Below are 15,338 nucleotides of genomic sequence, written 5' to 3'. Positions count from 1 at the left end.
GCCGCAATTTTCCTGAACGGCCTCCTTTGCGCTGAACACCAACTTATGTAGCAACGAAAGCGCGTATGGCGCTCCTTTGAACTAACTTGGAGAACCCACATGAAGGCAATCGTCTACAACGGACCACGTGACGTCAGCGTACAAAACGTCCCGGATGCAAAGATTGAAAAACCCACCGACGCCCTAGTACGAGTCACCTCCACCAATATCTGTGGCTCCGACCTCCACATGTACGAAGGCCGCACCACCTTTGAAACAGGCCGTGTCTTTGGTCACGAAAACCTTGGCGAGGTGATTGAGGTGGGTGCCGGTGTCGAACGGGTCAAAGTTGGTGACATGGTCTGCTTGCCGTTCAATATCGGTTGCGGCTTTTGCGAAAATTGCGAAAAAGGCCTCACCGGGTATTGTTTGACGGCTAACCCGGGCAGCGCCGGCGCGGCCTATGGGTTTGCTGAAATGGGCACCTATGATGGCGGCCAGGCCGAGCTGCTGCGAGTTCCCTTCGCAGACTTCAACTGCCTCGTTTTACCTGAGGACGCCAAAGAGCGGGAAGACGACTATGTGATGCTCTCTGATATTTTCCCCACTGGATGGCATGCCACCAGGTTGGCAGGGCTACAGCCTGGCGAATCCATCGCCATATACGGCGCAGGGCCAGTGGGCTTGATGGCGGCACACGCCGCTATCATCCAAGGCGCTTCGCAGGTGTTCGTCATTGATGATCAGCCTGACCGTCTGAAGCTGGCTGCGAAGATGGGGGCAACACCAATCAATTCCGTTGAGCAGAAGGCTGTCGATGAAATTCTGAATTACACCGACGGCAAAGGCACGGATCGTGGTTGCGAATGCGTGGGTTACCAATGCTGTGACAAGCATGGCCACGAGGTGAATCACCTGACCATGAACAACCTTGTCGCCTCAACCAAAGCAACTGGTGGGATAGGTGTTGTTGGGCTATTCGTTCCCCAGGATCCTGGTGCTGAAAATGAGCTAGCCAAGGAAGGGAAGATGGCTTTTGACTTCGGTGCGTTCTGGTTCAAAGGCCAGACAATCGGTACTGGGCAGGCCAACGTCAAGGCGTACAACCGTCAACTGGCAGCGCTGATTCACCACGACCGCGCCAAGCCATCGCTGATCATCTCCCATCGCCTCAAGCTGGCTGAGGGCCCAAGTGCATACAAGCACTTTGACGCCCGTGACAAAGGCTGGACCAAAGTCGTTATGAAGCCAGCTGCCTGATACTTCAGAAGGCGCCTCATCCGTGGACGTCGAACCAACGTCCCAAGGACTTGGCATAACCTCAAGCTCCAGGCCGAGGCCGTTCGTTGAATGGACGCCTCGGCCGATCGGAACTGCTATTTGCAATTGCCGGCTTTCCGGAAGCCAGCGGCGATGGCGTCGGACTCGGTTTCGAAAGGAACGCGATTTTTAGAGGCAACCTGCCCATAGCCTGGGCATCCGGATGCCAGGTGATAGAGACCGCTGTTCCGATTGCCAATCACAGAACTTGATGAGCTTTCGACGGACACACTGCTGCGTGCTGACGGTGTGGATTTCGCGTTAGCGACCTTCGACACGCCATCGCCGGTAGGCTTGTAGCCTTGCGTCCACATGCGCTCACCGGTCACGAACTCGTTGGAGTGTCCGACGATCTTCTCAATGCGGGCGTTCCGCTCGCGCTCCCAATCCGTTACCGGATACTGCCTGCCCCAGGCCATCAGCACCTGTTGCTGCTGGCGCGACATGTTGAGGCGATACCGGTCAAACATGTAGAACGTTGTGCGTGCGACCAGGCCTTTGACTTCGTCTCGCGGTTCAGCGGTTCGGCTGCTGAAATCGATCCTCGTAGAGCAGGCGCCATACTGCGGCTCGCTGCTCGATACCATCCCGTAGTTGTAGTTCGCGCGATCGCCATTGACCTCGCCGATCGAGGGGTAGAGGTTGTAAAGATCTGCTTCCATTGCCCGGAACACGGGGTCACTTGCGACGCAGTTCTTTCTGCCGCCTTGCTGCCAGCACTGCCGCTGATGCCCGAACGTCCAGGCAGGGACGATATGTTCCCACTCGGTGCGCTCGGCGCGCGTGGCCTGTTTCCTGACCTCATAGCCACAGGATTTCGCATCGACTCTGCCGCCCGACTTACCCACCCACGTCCAATTGCAGCCACAGTACAGATCGCCCACCGAGCCGTCTGCCTGGTCGAAGAAAACCTGCCGCTTGGCCACGACTTTCGCTTCGGTGAAGGTCGATGGGGCGCTGGCAAAGGCTGTGGTGATGAGGAGAACGGAGAGGGCGAAGGCTGAAAAAACGTGATTCATGGATGGCGAAGACTTGGCTTTTGGGGGCCGCATTATGGCATTTAGGTGACCTCTGGCGCCGATCCACTCGCATCACCAGTGGGCTGATCAGCCCGTCGAGCCGATTCCGGTCATTAGCCCGTTGCGGAACGGCAACGCTGCTCTCGGGTCTGACCCAAAACTCATCCGACAGGATGACTCGACTTCAAACCTGGCTCACGTAGAAGTGAGAGGACAACATGCTCAAACCGATTCTTCTTGTGGAAGACAATCCACGCGACCTAGAACTCGCTTTGATAGCGCTTGAGCGCAGCCGGCTTTCTAACGAAGTGATCTGTGTTCGGGATGGCGAAGAGGCATTGGCCTACCTGAGGCGCACTGGTGCATATGCCGCGCGCCACGAGGGTAATCCTGCAGTCGTGCTGTTGGATCTAAAACTCCCTAAGCTTGATGGGTTGCAGGTACTCGAGGCTATTAGGGCTGACGATCAGCTCAAGAGTATTCCCATTGTGATGCTGACGTCGTCGGAGGAGGAACCGGATCTGGAAGAGGCGTACCGTCTAGGAGTTAACGCTTACGTGGTCAAACCTGTCGAATTCTCTGATTTCGTGAAGGCGATATCGGGCCTCGGGATATTCTGGGCCATCCTCAACGAGCCGCCTGCCGGTTCGGTTCGTCCTGCAGGACGGCTTCCTGAGCCGTGCTAGACCTGCGATAAAGAAAAGCCGGGTAATGCCCGGCTTTTTCACTTCCAAAGTGCTTAGAGAGCTTATTGAAGCCAGCCATCAACCGCTTCCGCGCCGTGCTGATCTTTCCAAGCTTTGAGCACCTTGTGGTTACCGCCCTTTGTCTCAACGATCTCACCTGTTTCGGGATTTTTGTACACCTTGATTGTGCGCTCTCGCTTCGGGCCCCGGGCAGTTTGAGATGAGAGCTTGGCGCTCCGGGGAGATTGCGGATCGAGTAGAGAAATGATGCCGCCAAGGCTGACGCCGTAATCGGACATCAGCGAGCGAAGTTTTTTCTCAAATTCGATTTCGCGCTGCAATCCACCATCATTTTTCAATGCATCAAGCTGTGAAAGTTGAGCAGCGAGTTGAGCCTCTAGGGCTTTGAATTCGGCAATTTTGGACATGGATAACCTTTTTGGGTCGAGAGCTGAACAATTTATTTGGCTTACTTTACGTTGAAATTCAAGCCATGGTGAGTGGTTGATGCCGTGTGGCCAGTGCCGAGCATACTAATACCAGCGCTGGACAGCTCAGCATGGAGTCCAGGTTGAACGTTACGCTAGACGCGTAATTAGTGGGCCCAGATGATTAGTTGATCGTACGTGTGGGGCATTAGAGGATCTGCAATCAGTGTTAGGAATCTACCGGCTGTTGGCAGGCGATTTCCTCGCGTCGACCTCTCGGCTCGATTTTGAACAGTCGATGACCCACCCCATGCGTTGATCAAGCGACAATTGAGTTGGAGAATTAGCCCCAAGTCCGTGTCTTCTTACTGAGTCTGGGCATGGCAGCGCCGTTTCGAGTGGCCGGTGACCTTGTGCTGGATTCGTTTGATCGCATGAATTCATAGGGAGGAGACCGTGGGCAGAGTTGGTAACAGGCTTCTGATCGGAGGTGGTGGGACGGGAGAACTCATCCGTCGGCACGATTGGTCTTCGACACCGATAGGCTCGCAAGATGCTTGGCCGCAGTCCCTGCACAATGCCCTGGAACTCATGCTCAATTCACCGGAGAGCATGTACCTGGTTTGGGGGGAGGCGCTTACCTTTTTCTACAACGATGCCTATCGGCCACTCCTTGGATCTCGCCTGGAAGGAGCGTTGGGTCAATCCCTGCCGGTGTTGTGGGCAGACGCGTGGGATGCGGTGCGTGATTCAATGCGCAAAGCACTGTCAGGGCAGTCGATCCGTTCCGATTACGCGCCGATCATCATGGCGCGAGAAGGTGTGCCAGAAGAAACGTGGTGGAGCTATTCATTTTCGCCACTGCGCGATGATCAGGGATCCATCCGTGGTGTCCTCTGCTACACCCGGGAAATGACCGATCAAGTGAACACTACGCTGGCACTCGCTGAAAGCGAGCAGCGGTTGGACGCCTTAGTACGGTCATCGAGTGAGGTTCGTTTCTCAATCAATGCTGATTGGACTCAGCTCCATCAGCTCAAGGGCGGCAACTTCATTCCGGACACGGACACGGACAATTCCAATTGGCTTAATGACTACATCCCTGTCGAGGCGCGCGATGCGGTGCGTGCAGAAATTGCCCGAGCCATCAGTACCAGATCGACCTACAGCATCGAACATCCGGTCAACCGCGTCGACGGAAGTGTCGGGTGGGCACAGGTAGGTGCGGTACCGCTCTTTGACCAAGGCGGAAAAAATACTGGCTGGCTGGGCGCGGCGTCCGACATCACGGACAGGAAAAACGCTGAAGCGCTCCTGAAGCAGAGCGAGGCCCAGCTGCGCGATTTCAACGCCTCCCTTGAAAAGCAGGTTGCCAAGCGTACCGCAGAGCTACGTTTGTACCGCGATGTAATTGAGGCCAATGCAGTGCCTACCTGCATCTTCGACACCGATTACCGCCTTATAGCCTTCAACGAGGCCTATTCTCAGGTTTTTCGAGCGATCTACGGTTATTCGCTAGAGGGACGCGAATTATTGCCAGAGCTATTACCGGCGGAACAAGCACTAGTCCTACGCGAACAACTGAGGCGTGTTTTGAGTGGCGAGACCTTTCGGGTATCCGCTGAGTTCGGTGACCCCAGCCTTTTGAGACGTAGCTATGAACTCGCTTATACGCCCTTACGTGATCCCTCCGGCTCCGTCACTGGAGGCTTCTGTTTTGCCAACGACGTCACTGAGCAAATCAAGTCTCAGGTTGAGCTTGAACGGGCTCAAGCCGCCCTGCGTCAGGCGCAAAAAATAGAAGCTGTCGGCCAGCTGACCGGCGGTGTCGCGCATGACTTCAATAATCTTCTGACCATTATCAGATCTTCTTGTGATCTGTTAAGGCGCCCTAATCTTATTGAAGAAAAACGCTTACGTTACATCGAAGCAATCTCGGGCACGGTGGATCGCGCGTCACGTCTGACCGGCCAGTTGCTGGCGTTTGCCCGGCGACAAGCCCTGAAGCCAGAGGTTTTTGTCCCCCGCGAGAATATCTGCTCGCTCGCAGAAATGCTGGCGACGTTAAGCGGGCCTCGTATCAAAATTGATATTGAGTCGCCTGACACACCGTATTTCGTTTATGCCGATTCAGGCCAGTTTGATACCGCCCTGGTCAACATGGCCGTCAACGCCCGTGACGCGTTGTGTGGCAGTGGCCGGATCGCGATTCGCGTGGCGCCTACGGATCAAATTCCGGCAGCTCGGCTCCATCCGCCCACAGAAGGTCGCTATGTCGCTATATCAGTTTCCGACACGGGAACCGGTATAGCGCCTGAGCAACTGGAGTTAATCTTCGAGCCTTTTTACACGACCAAAGCGCTCGGCAAGGGCACTGGACTCGGGCTATCGCAGGTCTTTGGCTTTGCCAAACAATCGGGCGGGGAAGTCATCGTCGAGAGCAAAGTTGGCGAGGGTTCAACATTTACTCTGTATTTACCGAGAGTAGATAGTCGAGTCGAGCCTCGTAGGGAAAAGCCCCCAACCCCTGAACCGCTGGCAACAGACCATGCCACACGCGTGCTGGTGGTCGAAGATAATCCCGACATCAGTGCGTTTTGCCAGACCGCGCTGGTCGAGCTGGGTTACCAGCCATCCACTGCGGCCAACGCGGAAGAGGCACTGGAGCTGTTATCACAGCAACCGGGCAAGTTCGACGTGGTTTTCTCTGACGTCGTCATGCCTGGAATGAACGGTATCGATCTTGGCAAAACGATCCGCAGGCTGTATCCGCTGATACCGGTCGTGCTGACTTCCGGTTATAGCGAGGTGCTTGCACAACATGGTAGCTATGGCTTCGATCTTCTTCAGAAGCCCTATTCGATTGATCAGTTGTCCAGCTTTCTGACGAAGGCGATTCGAAGGGCCGCGGTTCAGCGCTGAAGCCGGATAACTGAGTTAAGGAGGGTAACTGAGCTTGACTATCAACCTGGGGCCGCTGGCATTAGCGATGCCGCACGTCGTCCTGATGGTGAGCCTGGCCCTATCGATCCTTACCGGCTGGTGGCTGGGGCGGAAAAGCAAAGTTGACCCAGAGAAGCAGGTATTCAGGCTGCTTCTGGTGGCGCTGGTCGTCGCCCGAATCGCATTTGTAATCACGTATCTGGAGCATTTCAGCGACGAGCCCTGGCGAGCAGTCGACATTCGTGATGCTGGCTTCATCGCCTGGCCGGGTCTGCTAGCGGCGCTGGGTCTCGGCACGTGGATGTGCTGGCGCGACGGCAAGCTGCGCAAGCCACTTGGTTGGGCGATTACGGTAGGGATGCTGACCTGGGTATCGGGCTCGTTCCTACTACACACCGTCGAACAATCCAATCGTCTGCCCGATCTGAGTTTTCACGATGAGCAAGGTGAGCGGGTAACGCTGCGTGACTTCGCAGGCAAACCGCTGGTGGTCAATCTCTGGGCAACCTGGTGTCCGCCCTGTCGCCGCGAGATGCCGGTCATGGCGAAAGCCCAAAGTGAGCTGTCAGGTGTCACGTTTCTCTTCGTCAATCAGGGCGAGAGTGACGCGGTTGTTGCCAGGTTCTTTGCTACTGAAGGGCTAGGCTTGGCCAATGTACTGCTGGATCCGGGCGGCCAGCTGGGCCAACACGTTGGATCAAGCGCGCTGCCGACCACGCTGTTTTTCGATGCCGAGGGTCGCCAGGTGGGCAGCCACCTCGGCGAGTTGTCGCATGCGAGTCTGTCCCATGCGCTCAAGCAGCTCGAGGAAAGCACGCAACCAGAGGAGTGAAGTGCTTCGTTGTGCTGCCGGGGAGCTGAGGTATGAAATATATCCGCCGCCGGGGGCGACGGTACGGGCCTCTAACGGAGCAGTCGATCAACGACTCCTCCATTAGAGACCCAATTGGTTTATAGGGTTACGAACAGGGCAGACGTCCACACGCGGGACTGATCACGTTGCCGGGCGCAGATGAACAGTGGGTGTTCACGGCCCTGTTCCAGCGCCAGATCAGCCAGTTCGATGTGGCCTTGCACGTCACGGGGTAGCGTCTGGTCGGTGACCTGCTCCAGCGATACTTGCAGCTCTGCGCCGGCCAATTGCTCGACCACCTCGCTGCGCTCCAGGAGCTGGGCGCCGGTTACCTCCAGGTTCACTGTTGGGCCATGAACGTGGGGTTGTGGCGTCAGCGGGTCGCCGACCTTGATGTAACTGTCGACGCGGCTGGTCAGGCTGATACGCGCCCCGGCCAGTTCCGATAGCTCGATTTCCAGGCTGTCGATGTCGCCATTGGTGTCGGTGCGGAAGGCCAGAGTGGTGGCGTTCTTGCGCCACACGGTCTGCTCCGGGTGGTCGGCACCGAGGAAGTGGAAGCCGTTGATCACCGCGCCGGTGATGCTGATTTCACCGCTCCAGTAGGCGCCACGATAGCGATCCTTGATACGCGCGCCACCGAGGCGCAAACGGATGTGCCGTGAAGACAGACCGGCTTCCTGATGCAGGTTGCGCGACCAGATGCGCTGCTCGCCCCTGAAGAGGTCGATCTGCTCCCAGCCGCTGTCGCCCAGTAGGCGGTACTCGAGTGGGGCGCCGGCCTGGGCTGTGACCACATCTCCCATCAGATGCTCGCCGAGGCGCAGCAGGGCATAGCTGCGCTCGCCCGTGGTGGCGAAGGTGTGCCGGGCGCGCAGGGCCTTGCCCACGGCGGCGCGGTCGAAAGCCTCGGCGATCACCCCGGTCAGGCCGCCACGGGAGCCGAACACGGCAGTGGCAGGTACGCCGCCGCCACAGCGGCCCTGATGCTCGTCGCTGTTGGCAGCGGCGCCGACCCGGTAGCCGCGCTGCAGGGCTTCGGCATAGACCCAGTGGAACTGGCCCCAGGCCGAGCCGACTTCCACCAGGCGCTCCAGCTCGGGGTGGTGCCAGTCGAGGTTGCAGCGGCGGCCGCCCACGTGGGGCATCATCAGGTGGCCTTCGGGGTTCTTGGCGTAGGCGGCGTAGAGTTCGTCGACGGGCCAGGCGCCGGGCTTGATGGTGCCCGCGGTGAACTCGTTCCACTCGAAGGAGCGCACCAGGCGGCCCTGATTGTCGAAGGGAAACTCCGGCTTGCCTTCATGCAGGAACACCACGTTGCGATCACCGCCGGCGCAGGAGTTGCCGCACCATTCCGTACCGGGGTAGCAGACGAAACGGCCGGGCTCGTTGAGCGCGTGGATCAGTGCCACGGCGGCGTCCCAGCGCTTTTCGGTGATGTTGAAATCGTTGGCGGTGTAGCCCAGCACGTCTAGGCCGGCGACATCGCGGCCATAGCTGAGGTTGTAGATAGTGTCGTTGGTGCCGACGGTGTCATCGGAATGCACGTGCAGGTCGGCGTACAGCGGGCGCAGGCCGGTCAGCGCGGCATCGACGTTGACGTAGGCTTGTGCCGGCTGGATGCCGGCGTCGTTCGCCAAGGCGCGGATCGACCACTCACCGCGTTCGGTCAGGGTGATCGCTGGCAGGCGCACCACTGCCCAGCCCTCATTGGCCAGCTCGAAGGGCAGTCGCAGGTTGTTGCCATCGGGGCCGTCGAGCAGCAGCTCGCCGTGCAGGGCGAGGCCACGGCAGGTATTGCCCCAGGCGTCGTCGGCACGCACCAGCACATCGAACGGCTGCGCTTCGCCGACCAGGCGGGGGGCGATCGCCAGCAGGCGCTCGGGAATGCCAGGCACGATGTCGAGCAGCAGGTCGCCCGGTACTTCGGCGAATTTCGAGCTGCCCAGCGGATCGACGAACAGGCGCAGGCGGAAGTCCTTTTCGACGAAGCTCTGCACCCGCGTGCCCGGGCCGCCCTGGCGACGATCGCCGAGGCGGATGATGATGCGGTCGCCGGGGTTGATGTAGCCGTCGACGATGTCGATCAGGATGGCCTTCTGAAACGGGCGCTCGTGGCCTTTCTGGTCGAAACGGGCCTTGAGGTGCTGGACGGTCGCCGGGCTCTGGCCGGGCACCAGCTCGCCGGCCTGGTATTCGACGCTGACGTAGTTGGCGGCGCTCGGGTCGCTGGTCTGGAACAGCGCCCAGTCCGAGTAGAACTTGAACGCCAGCTTGAGCCAGGCACCGTCGGCCAGGCCGCTGGCACCCACCTCGTAGACGAAGGTGATTTCATCCCACTGCCCGGCAGTCAGGGTCTGCCGGTCGCAGCGGGTGCTACCCAGGAACGGGCGCGCCTTGTTGCGTTCGTACAGGCCGATCGGGGCGATGTAGTGGCCGGCATCCTTGGGGTCGAAGGTCTGGGTCACGGTGCTACCTCATGCATGGCAAGGTGAAGAAAGTGAAGGGGCGCGCCGCTCAGGCCGCGCGCCAGGATTGGTAGTGACGCTCGATGCGGCGGAACACCAGACTCTCCATCAGCCAGGCGAGCAGGCCGATGATGGCGATGCCGAGCAGTACCTGGCTGGCGTTGCCGATTTGCCCGCCCATGGAAACCATCCAGCCGATGCCCTGGGAGGCGCCGATCATTTCTGCGGCTACCAGCGCCCGCCAGCCCTGGCTGAAACCAATGCGCAGGGCTGCGGTGAGAAACGGTAGGGACGCCGGCAGGTAGACGTACCAGAGCAACTGCCGGCGGTTGGCACCCAGGGTTCGCGCGGCACGCACTTCGCCATCGCGAATGCCCAGCACGCCCTCCTGAATGGTCACCGCCATGGGAAACACCGCGGCGATGAAGATCACCAGCACGATGGAGAAGAACCCGAAGCCGAAGATGATCAGGATCAGCGGCGCCCAGGCAATCGGCGGGATGGCCATGAACAGGCTGTTAAGCGGCGCGATGAAGTCGCGAAAGCGCCGCGATATGCCGGCCGTGGTGCCGAGCAGCACGGCCACCAACACGGCGCTGGTGAAGCCAGCCAGCTCTTCCAGGGCGCTGGCCCTGAACTGCTTCCACAGCGAGCCGTCCTCGAGCCAGCGCAGGGCTTCGGCCGCAACCACCCAGGGCTGCGGCAGCACGTAGCTGGGGAAGCGGCTGGCCAGGGCGATCCAGACCAGCAGCAAAAATGGCAGCGAGGCCCAGCCGCAGTTGGGTGTTGGCAATCTCATCATCGACTCAGTGCGCAGACTTCTGCAGGTAGGAGGTGTCGACCAGGTCGTTCAGGGGCACTTTGGTGTCCATGAATTTCAGTGCGTTGGAGTAATCCATCAGGCGCTGGATGAACTGCAGATCCTGCTCCTTGAGTTCGGCCGACCAGCCCAGGCGCTTGCGTGCCTCGGCGACGATCTGTTCACCGCTGGCCTGGCTGCCGTCGGGGCGCTGGATGGTTTCCAGCTTGAAGGCTTCGGCGATGATCCTGTTGGCCTGCTCCGGTTGTTCGTTGAGAAAATCGATGGCGCGACGATGGGCGCGCAGCAGCTTGACCACATCGTCAGGCCGCTCACGCAGGGTTTCTGGCAGGCCGATCACCACGTACCAGGGGTATTGCGGCAGAGCCTGGTTGACGTCCAGCAGTAGGCGCGCCGAGCCACGCAGCAGCGCCTGGCTGACAAAGGGCTCCCAGGAGAAGGCCGCGTCGACGATGCCGCGATCCAGCGCCGCGTTCATGTTGCCGGGCGGCAGGTCGATGATGTCGAGATCCTTGTCCGGGTCGAGGCCGGCGTGCTCCTTGAGCACGTAGCCGCGCAGCAGCACGTCCATGCCGCTGCCTTTCTTCACGCCGGCCAGCTTGTGGCCCTTGAGATCGCTGAGCTGCTTGATGTCGGTCTGGCTGCCGGCGACCACGGCCGCCTGGCCGTAGTTGACCTTGGCCAGGATCACGCTCTTCAGGCCGCGTGCGTACCACTGGTAAACCGGCGGGGTGCCGACGTAGGCGACGTCCAGCTCGTGGGCAGCCAGTGCTTGCTGAATCACCGGGCCATCGCCGAGGGCCTTGATGTCCACGTCGAGGCCTTCGTCCTTGTAGTAGCCCTGTTTCTCGGCGATCAGCACCGGCGCGTTGGCCATGGCGAACACGTAACCGATGCGCAGCGGTTCCGCCGCGTTGGCTGCACCCAGCCAGGAGGTTGCCGCCAGGGCGACAGGCACAAGCAGTTTCTTGATCATGTGAGGCTCGTTGTCAGGTGGTGGAATCGAGTGCGAACGGCGAGCGCGCCATAACCTCGGCGATGCGCTGCATCAGTTCGTTGCGGTAATCGAGGAAGACCGGCAGGCGGCGGGTTTCCAGGTTGTTGCGCGGGCGCGGCAGGTCGATGGCCAGCTCGCTATGGATGCCACCGGGCGCGATGTTCAGCACCACCACGCGGTCAGCGAGGAACACCGCTTCGTCGATGTCGTGGGTGATGAACAGCACGGTCTGGCCCAGCTCGGCCCACAGCCGCAGGGTTTCTTCGTTCATGCTGGCGCGGCTGATCGCGTCGAGGGCGGCGAAGGGTTCGTCCATCAGCAGCACGTTGGGCTCCAGAGCCAGGGCTCGGGCCAGGGACACGCGCTGCTGCATGCCGCCGGAAAGTTGCCGGGGCAGGCGCTCGGCAGCGCTCTCCAGGCCAACCAGGCGCAGATAGCGCAGGGCCTGTTCACGTTGCTGACGTTCATCGTATTTATCGGCGATGCGCAGGCCGAAGCGGACATTTTCCAGCGCGCTCAGCCAGGGAAACAGCTGCGGGCTCTGGAACACATAGCCCAGTTCCGGCCGCTCGGGCCGGGTCGCCGCACCATTGACCAGAACCTGCCCGGCCTGCGGCTGCTGAAAGCCCGAGAGCAGATTGAGCAGGGTGGTCTTGCCACACCCGGACGGGCCGAGAATAGCCACGAACTCGCCCTGTCGTGCGCTTAGGCTCAGGTTGCGGAATACGCTATGGCCGTTGCCGTAGGTGAAGTCCACGGCCTGTACGCTGAGGGCGTCGCTGGCGGGTGAGGTTGTGGCGGCGATAGAGGGCATGGAAAGTCGCGTCAGGTCATTTACAATAGGTGTGGTTGGTATAATACGTATTAATACAAGCTGTCCCAATATTGAATATTCATAACCTTAGAAGCAAAGGGCCATCTCCCATGCTTCGCCCACAGGGATGCGCGATTCGTGAATCTTCAGCGTGAAAGCTCGACCTCTCTCTACGAACAGATTGCCCAACAGCTGCTGCAGGAGATCCAGCAGGGGGCGTTCGGCCCTACGGGCAAGCTGCCTTCCGAGGCCGAGCTGGTGGCGCGCTTCGCGGTCAGCCGGGTGACCATCCGCTTGGCGCTGGGTAAGTTGGGCGATGAGGGCGTGGTGGAGCGCAAGCAGGGCAAGGGCACTTACGTGGCGGCTCAGCAGGTGCGGCATGATCTGGACGCATTGCGCAGCTTCCACGAGTCGCTGTTACTGCAGGGCCTCAAGCCGAGCATGCGCCTGCTCGGCCATCAGTTGCAGGCCGTGCCGGCGGAGCTGGAGGGGTTGTTCAGCGGGCAGAACGTGCGGGTCGAGCGCCTGCATTTCGTCGATGACGAGCCCATCGCTTTCGCGGTGAGCCACCTGATCGGCGACCTGGCCGAGGTGGATTGGCAAGCGATGCAATCGGTACCGCTCTACTCGGTGCTCGAACGGGTGACAGGCCGCCCGGTGGTGCGGGCGGACATGGGCATTCGTGCCCGTGAGGCTGATACCGTGCTGGCCCGGCATCTGCACGTCAAACGCGGCACGGCGCTGCTGGTCATGGAGCGCACCTCGTGGTTCGAAGACAGCACCTGCTGTGACCGCACCACCTTCTTCATCCGTCCAGAGCGTTACGCTTTTGTCGTGAGCGGAGTATTCAAAGCGCGTTAAGAGCGCGGCCCACATGATTCCGCTCAGGCGCTGGCATACATCCTCGTTACCCGAGACCGTCTGACCGACTCAGAGTGGATAGCCATAGAGTAGTTTATCGTCGTGCTGCGTTTCGGCTTGATGCCGCCTTGCGGTGGTCGCATGGGACGCTGTAACCATGATGCCTAACCTAAGCGCGGATGGTGGGAAGGCTAATGAGTGATTTCAGCGCGGAGCAAGCAGTTTCTGAACCGTCACCTTGAACTGCTTGACTTCAAATGGTTTGAGTAGCAATTCGGTCTGGCCGCTTTTCATGGCAATCGCGGGTACGGCGTTCTCGGCGTAGCCGGAAATGAACAACACCTTGAGCGCTGGACGTGCATTCAGCGCGGCTACGGCTAACTCATCGCCGCTCATGCCGCCCGGCAGGCCGATGTCTGTAATCATCAGACCCATCTCAGGCAGTTGCTCAAGCAGTTGCAGCGCCTCGGCAGCAGTCGCTGCCTTGGCGACCTCATAGCCAATGTCTTCCAGTGTTTCGCCGACGAGATCCCGGATTGCGTCCTCATCGTCGACCACGAGAATTAGACCGCTCGGCGTGTGAGACGCATCTTCCGAAGTGGATGGCGCGGCGAGGCTGGCAGTGGTCGGCGTGCCGGAGTGAAGTGGCAGAAACAGGTTCACCGTGGTGCCTTTTCCCACCTCCGATTCGATCTGGGCGTCGCCGGATGACTGCCGAGTAAAACCGTACACCATGGAGAGGCCAAGACCGGTACCTGAGCCCAATGGCTTGGTAGTGAAGAATGGATCGAACGCGCGCTCCACCACGCTCTGTGGCATACCCATGCCGGTATCGGTTACCTGGAAGCGAGCATATTCACCCGCTTTTAGCGTCTCGGTGGCTTGCGCCGGCTCGATGCGCTGCTTGCTGACCTCTATCCGTAATCGTCCGCCTTGGGGCATGGCGTCGCGTGCGTTGATGCACAGGTTCAGTAGCGCATTTTCAAGCTGATGAGCGTCGCACAAGCACAAGATGGATTCCTTTGGTGTCGCGACCTCCAGCTCGACACGCGGTGTCAGCGTTCTGCTGATCAGCTCTTTCATGTCCTGGATCAGCAATCCTGGGTCGACCACCGTACTCGCCAATGTCTGACGCCTGGCGTAGGCGAGTAGGCGGTGGGTGAGGGAGCCCGCCCGGGCGGAGGCGTTGCGGGCCAGCGCAACGTATCGCGCGAGCTCGCTGTGCCGCCCTTGAGCGATACGCTGGTCGAGCAAGTCCAGGCTACTGGTGATCACCGTGAGCAGGTTGTTGAAGTCGTGCGCCAGTCCGCCCGTTAACTGACCCACCGCTTCCATCTTCTGACTTTGCTGCAACTGTGCCCTGACTTGCTCCAAGGCTTCCTGGCGCTTTTTGTGTTGGGTGATATCCCGGGCGACCGCGAAGTAGTGGCCCTGACGACGTGCGATTCGCCAGTTCAGGTGCAGCGGCTGACCATTGCTGCGAGTCCCCTGGGTGTCGAGTTCTGCGATCGGCCGCTGATCTAGGCTGCGCAGGGCGTCGAACAATTGGGAAGGAGAGATGAACGCGGAAAAAGCTCCATCCTTGAGAACCTGCTCAGTGTGGCCGGTCTCGGTTTGCCAGGCCGGATTCATCGCCACCACCTCACCGCCCTCGGACAGGGTGCAGATCAGGTCTGGGGAGACATTCCAGATGCCATCGCGCTCTAGGGTGCGCCGTTCGACCTCATGCTCAAGGCGCTCGTTGATGTCAGAGAGTGCGTTCAAGCTTCGGCGGAAAAGCGTGCAGACGACAGCCATACCGAAGGTGACCAGAGCAAAACTCGCGCTACTGATCCATGCGGTCAAACCGTCCTGGAAGCCGATCGCCCCGATGAAGAAGTAGTGCGCCGCCAGTACCGACAACATGCAACCTAGCAGTGAAGGGCCAACGCCGAAACAGAAACCGATGAACATCAAGCCGGGAATGAAAAACAGGTACGGTAGTGCTGCAAAAGGAAGTTGTGCACGCAGCGCGCAGCAGAACGCCACGACTAGGACTGCGCCCGCATAACGGCTCGGCTTGCTTGGCTGAGTGCGCGCCAAGCGGCGGACCAACTGCAGGCCCCGTGACAAAATACTGATCAAATAGGGCTCCAGGGGCCAGATCCGGA

At 59.9% G+C, this 15,338-nt stretch carries 12 protein-coding genes; 5 read left to right on the top strand and 7 right to left on the bottom strand.

All coding sequences use genetic code 11. The features are described from left to right. The first annotated feature begins 99 nt into the window (after positions 1-99). Complete coding sequence (locus ACZ0AI_RS06665) at positions 100-1,239, top strand: glutathione-independent formaldehyde dehydrogenase (protein WP_463566260.1); 1,140 nt, start codon at positions 100-102, stop codon at positions 1,237-1,239. A 116-nt stretch (positions 1,240-1,355) separates the two neighbouring features. Here the strand turns inward: ACZ0AI_RS06665 and ACZ0AI_RS06660 are convergent, their stop codons facing one another. Continuing rightward, positions 1,356-2,318, bottom strand: coding sequence for an endonuclease (locus tag ACZ0AI_RS06660; protein WP_463565077.1), 963 nt, complete (start codon positions 2,316-2,318; stop codon positions 1,356-1,358). Between the two features lie 218 nt (positions 2,319-2,536). Between ACZ0AI_RS06660 and ACZ0AI_RS06655 the strand changes: the two genes are divergently transcribed. Continuing rightward, on the top strand, positions 2,537-3,004 hold the full coding sequence (locus ACZ0AI_RS06655) for a response regulator (RefSeq protein ID WP_463565076.1): 468 nt from the start codon (positions 2,537-2,539) through the stop codon (positions 3,002-3,004). Between the two features lie 62 nt (positions 3,005-3,066). Here the strand turns inward: ACZ0AI_RS06655 and ACZ0AI_RS06650 are convergent, their stop codons facing one another. Next, entirely contained in the window at positions 3,067-3,432 is a 366-nt protein-coding gene (locus ACZ0AI_RS06650; protein ID WP_463565075.1) for a histone-like nucleoid-structuring protein, MvaT/MvaU family, read from the bottom strand. Between the two features lie 591 nt (positions 3,433-4,023). Here ACZ0AI_RS06650 and ACZ0AI_RS06645 point away from each other — a divergent pair. Together ACZ0AI_RS06645 and ACZ0AI_RS06640 are read left to right on the top strand one after the other, a co-directional pair. Then, positions 4,024-6,354 carry a PAS domain-containing protein gene (locus ACZ0AI_RS06645; protein WP_463565074.1) on the top strand — a complete coding sequence of 777 codons (2,331 nt, stop codon included), beginning with the start codon at positions 4,024-4,026 and terminating at the stop codon, positions 6,352-6,354. 34 nt (positions 6,355-6,388) lie between these two features. After that, positions 6,389-7,207 (top strand): prolipoprotein diacylglyceryl transferase family protein, encoded by an 819-nt coding sequence (locus ACZ0AI_RS06640; RefSeq protein ID WP_463565073.1) that lies wholly within the window; start codon positions 6,389-6,391, stop codon positions 7,205-7,207. A gap of 119 nt (positions 7,208-7,326) precedes the next feature. Here the strand turns inward: ACZ0AI_RS06640 and ACZ0AI_RS06635 are convergent, their stop codons facing one another. Genes ACZ0AI_RS06635 through ACZ0AI_RS06620 form a run of 4 tightly spaced genes read right to left on the bottom strand, consistent with a single transcriptional unit; the run spans position 7,327 to position 12,327 of the window. Next, positions 7,327-9,696: a hypothetical protein gene (locus ACZ0AI_RS06635; protein WP_463566259.1), complete on the bottom strand. Its 2,370-nt coding sequence runs from the start codon at positions 9,694-9,696 to the stop codon at positions 7,327-7,329. A 49-nt stretch (positions 9,697-9,745) separates the two neighbouring features. After that, complete coding sequence (locus ACZ0AI_RS06630; protein WP_463565072.1) at positions 9,746-10,495, bottom strand: ABC transporter permease; 750 nt, start codon at positions 10,493-10,495, stop codon at positions 9,746-9,748. Between the two features lie 7 nt (positions 10,496-10,502). Then, positions 10,503-11,492: an ABC transporter substrate-binding protein gene (locus tag ACZ0AI_RS06625; protein WP_463565071.1), complete on the bottom strand. Its 990-nt coding sequence runs from the start codon at positions 11,490-11,492 to the stop codon at positions 10,503-10,505. A gap of 13 nt (positions 11,493-11,505) precedes the next feature. Then, positions 11,506-12,327, bottom strand: coding sequence for an ABC transporter ATP-binding protein (locus ACZ0AI_RS06620; protein ID WP_463565070.1), 822 nt, complete (start codon positions 12,325-12,327; stop codon positions 11,506-11,508). Positions 12,328-12,465: 138 nt separating this feature from the next. On the opposite strand from ACZ0AI_RS06620, the gene ACZ0AI_RS06615 reads away from it, so the two are divergent. Continuing rightward, on the top strand, positions 12,466-13,188 hold the full coding sequence (locus tag ACZ0AI_RS06615; RefSeq protein ID WP_463565069.1) for a GntR family transcriptional regulator: 723 nt from the start codon (positions 12,466-12,468) through the stop codon (positions 13,186-13,188). Positions 13,189-13,392: 204 nt separating this feature from the next. On the opposite strand, the gene ACZ0AI_RS06610 is transcribed toward ACZ0AI_RS06615, so the two are convergent. Beyond that, the gene (locus ACZ0AI_RS06610; RefSeq protein WP_463565068.1) at positions 13,393-15,312 is read right to left on the bottom strand and encodes an ATP-binding protein; all 1,920 of its coding nucleotides are present in this window, start codon (positions 15,310-15,312) and stop codon (positions 13,393-13,395) included. Between the last annotated feature and the right edge of the window lie 26 nt (positions 15,313-15,338).

Source organism: Pseudomonas sp. AC355 (genome assembly GCF_979258205.1).
The sequence above is the reverse complement of the archived record's forward strand: the minus strand, read 5'-3'. Positions and strand labels throughout refer to the sequence as shown.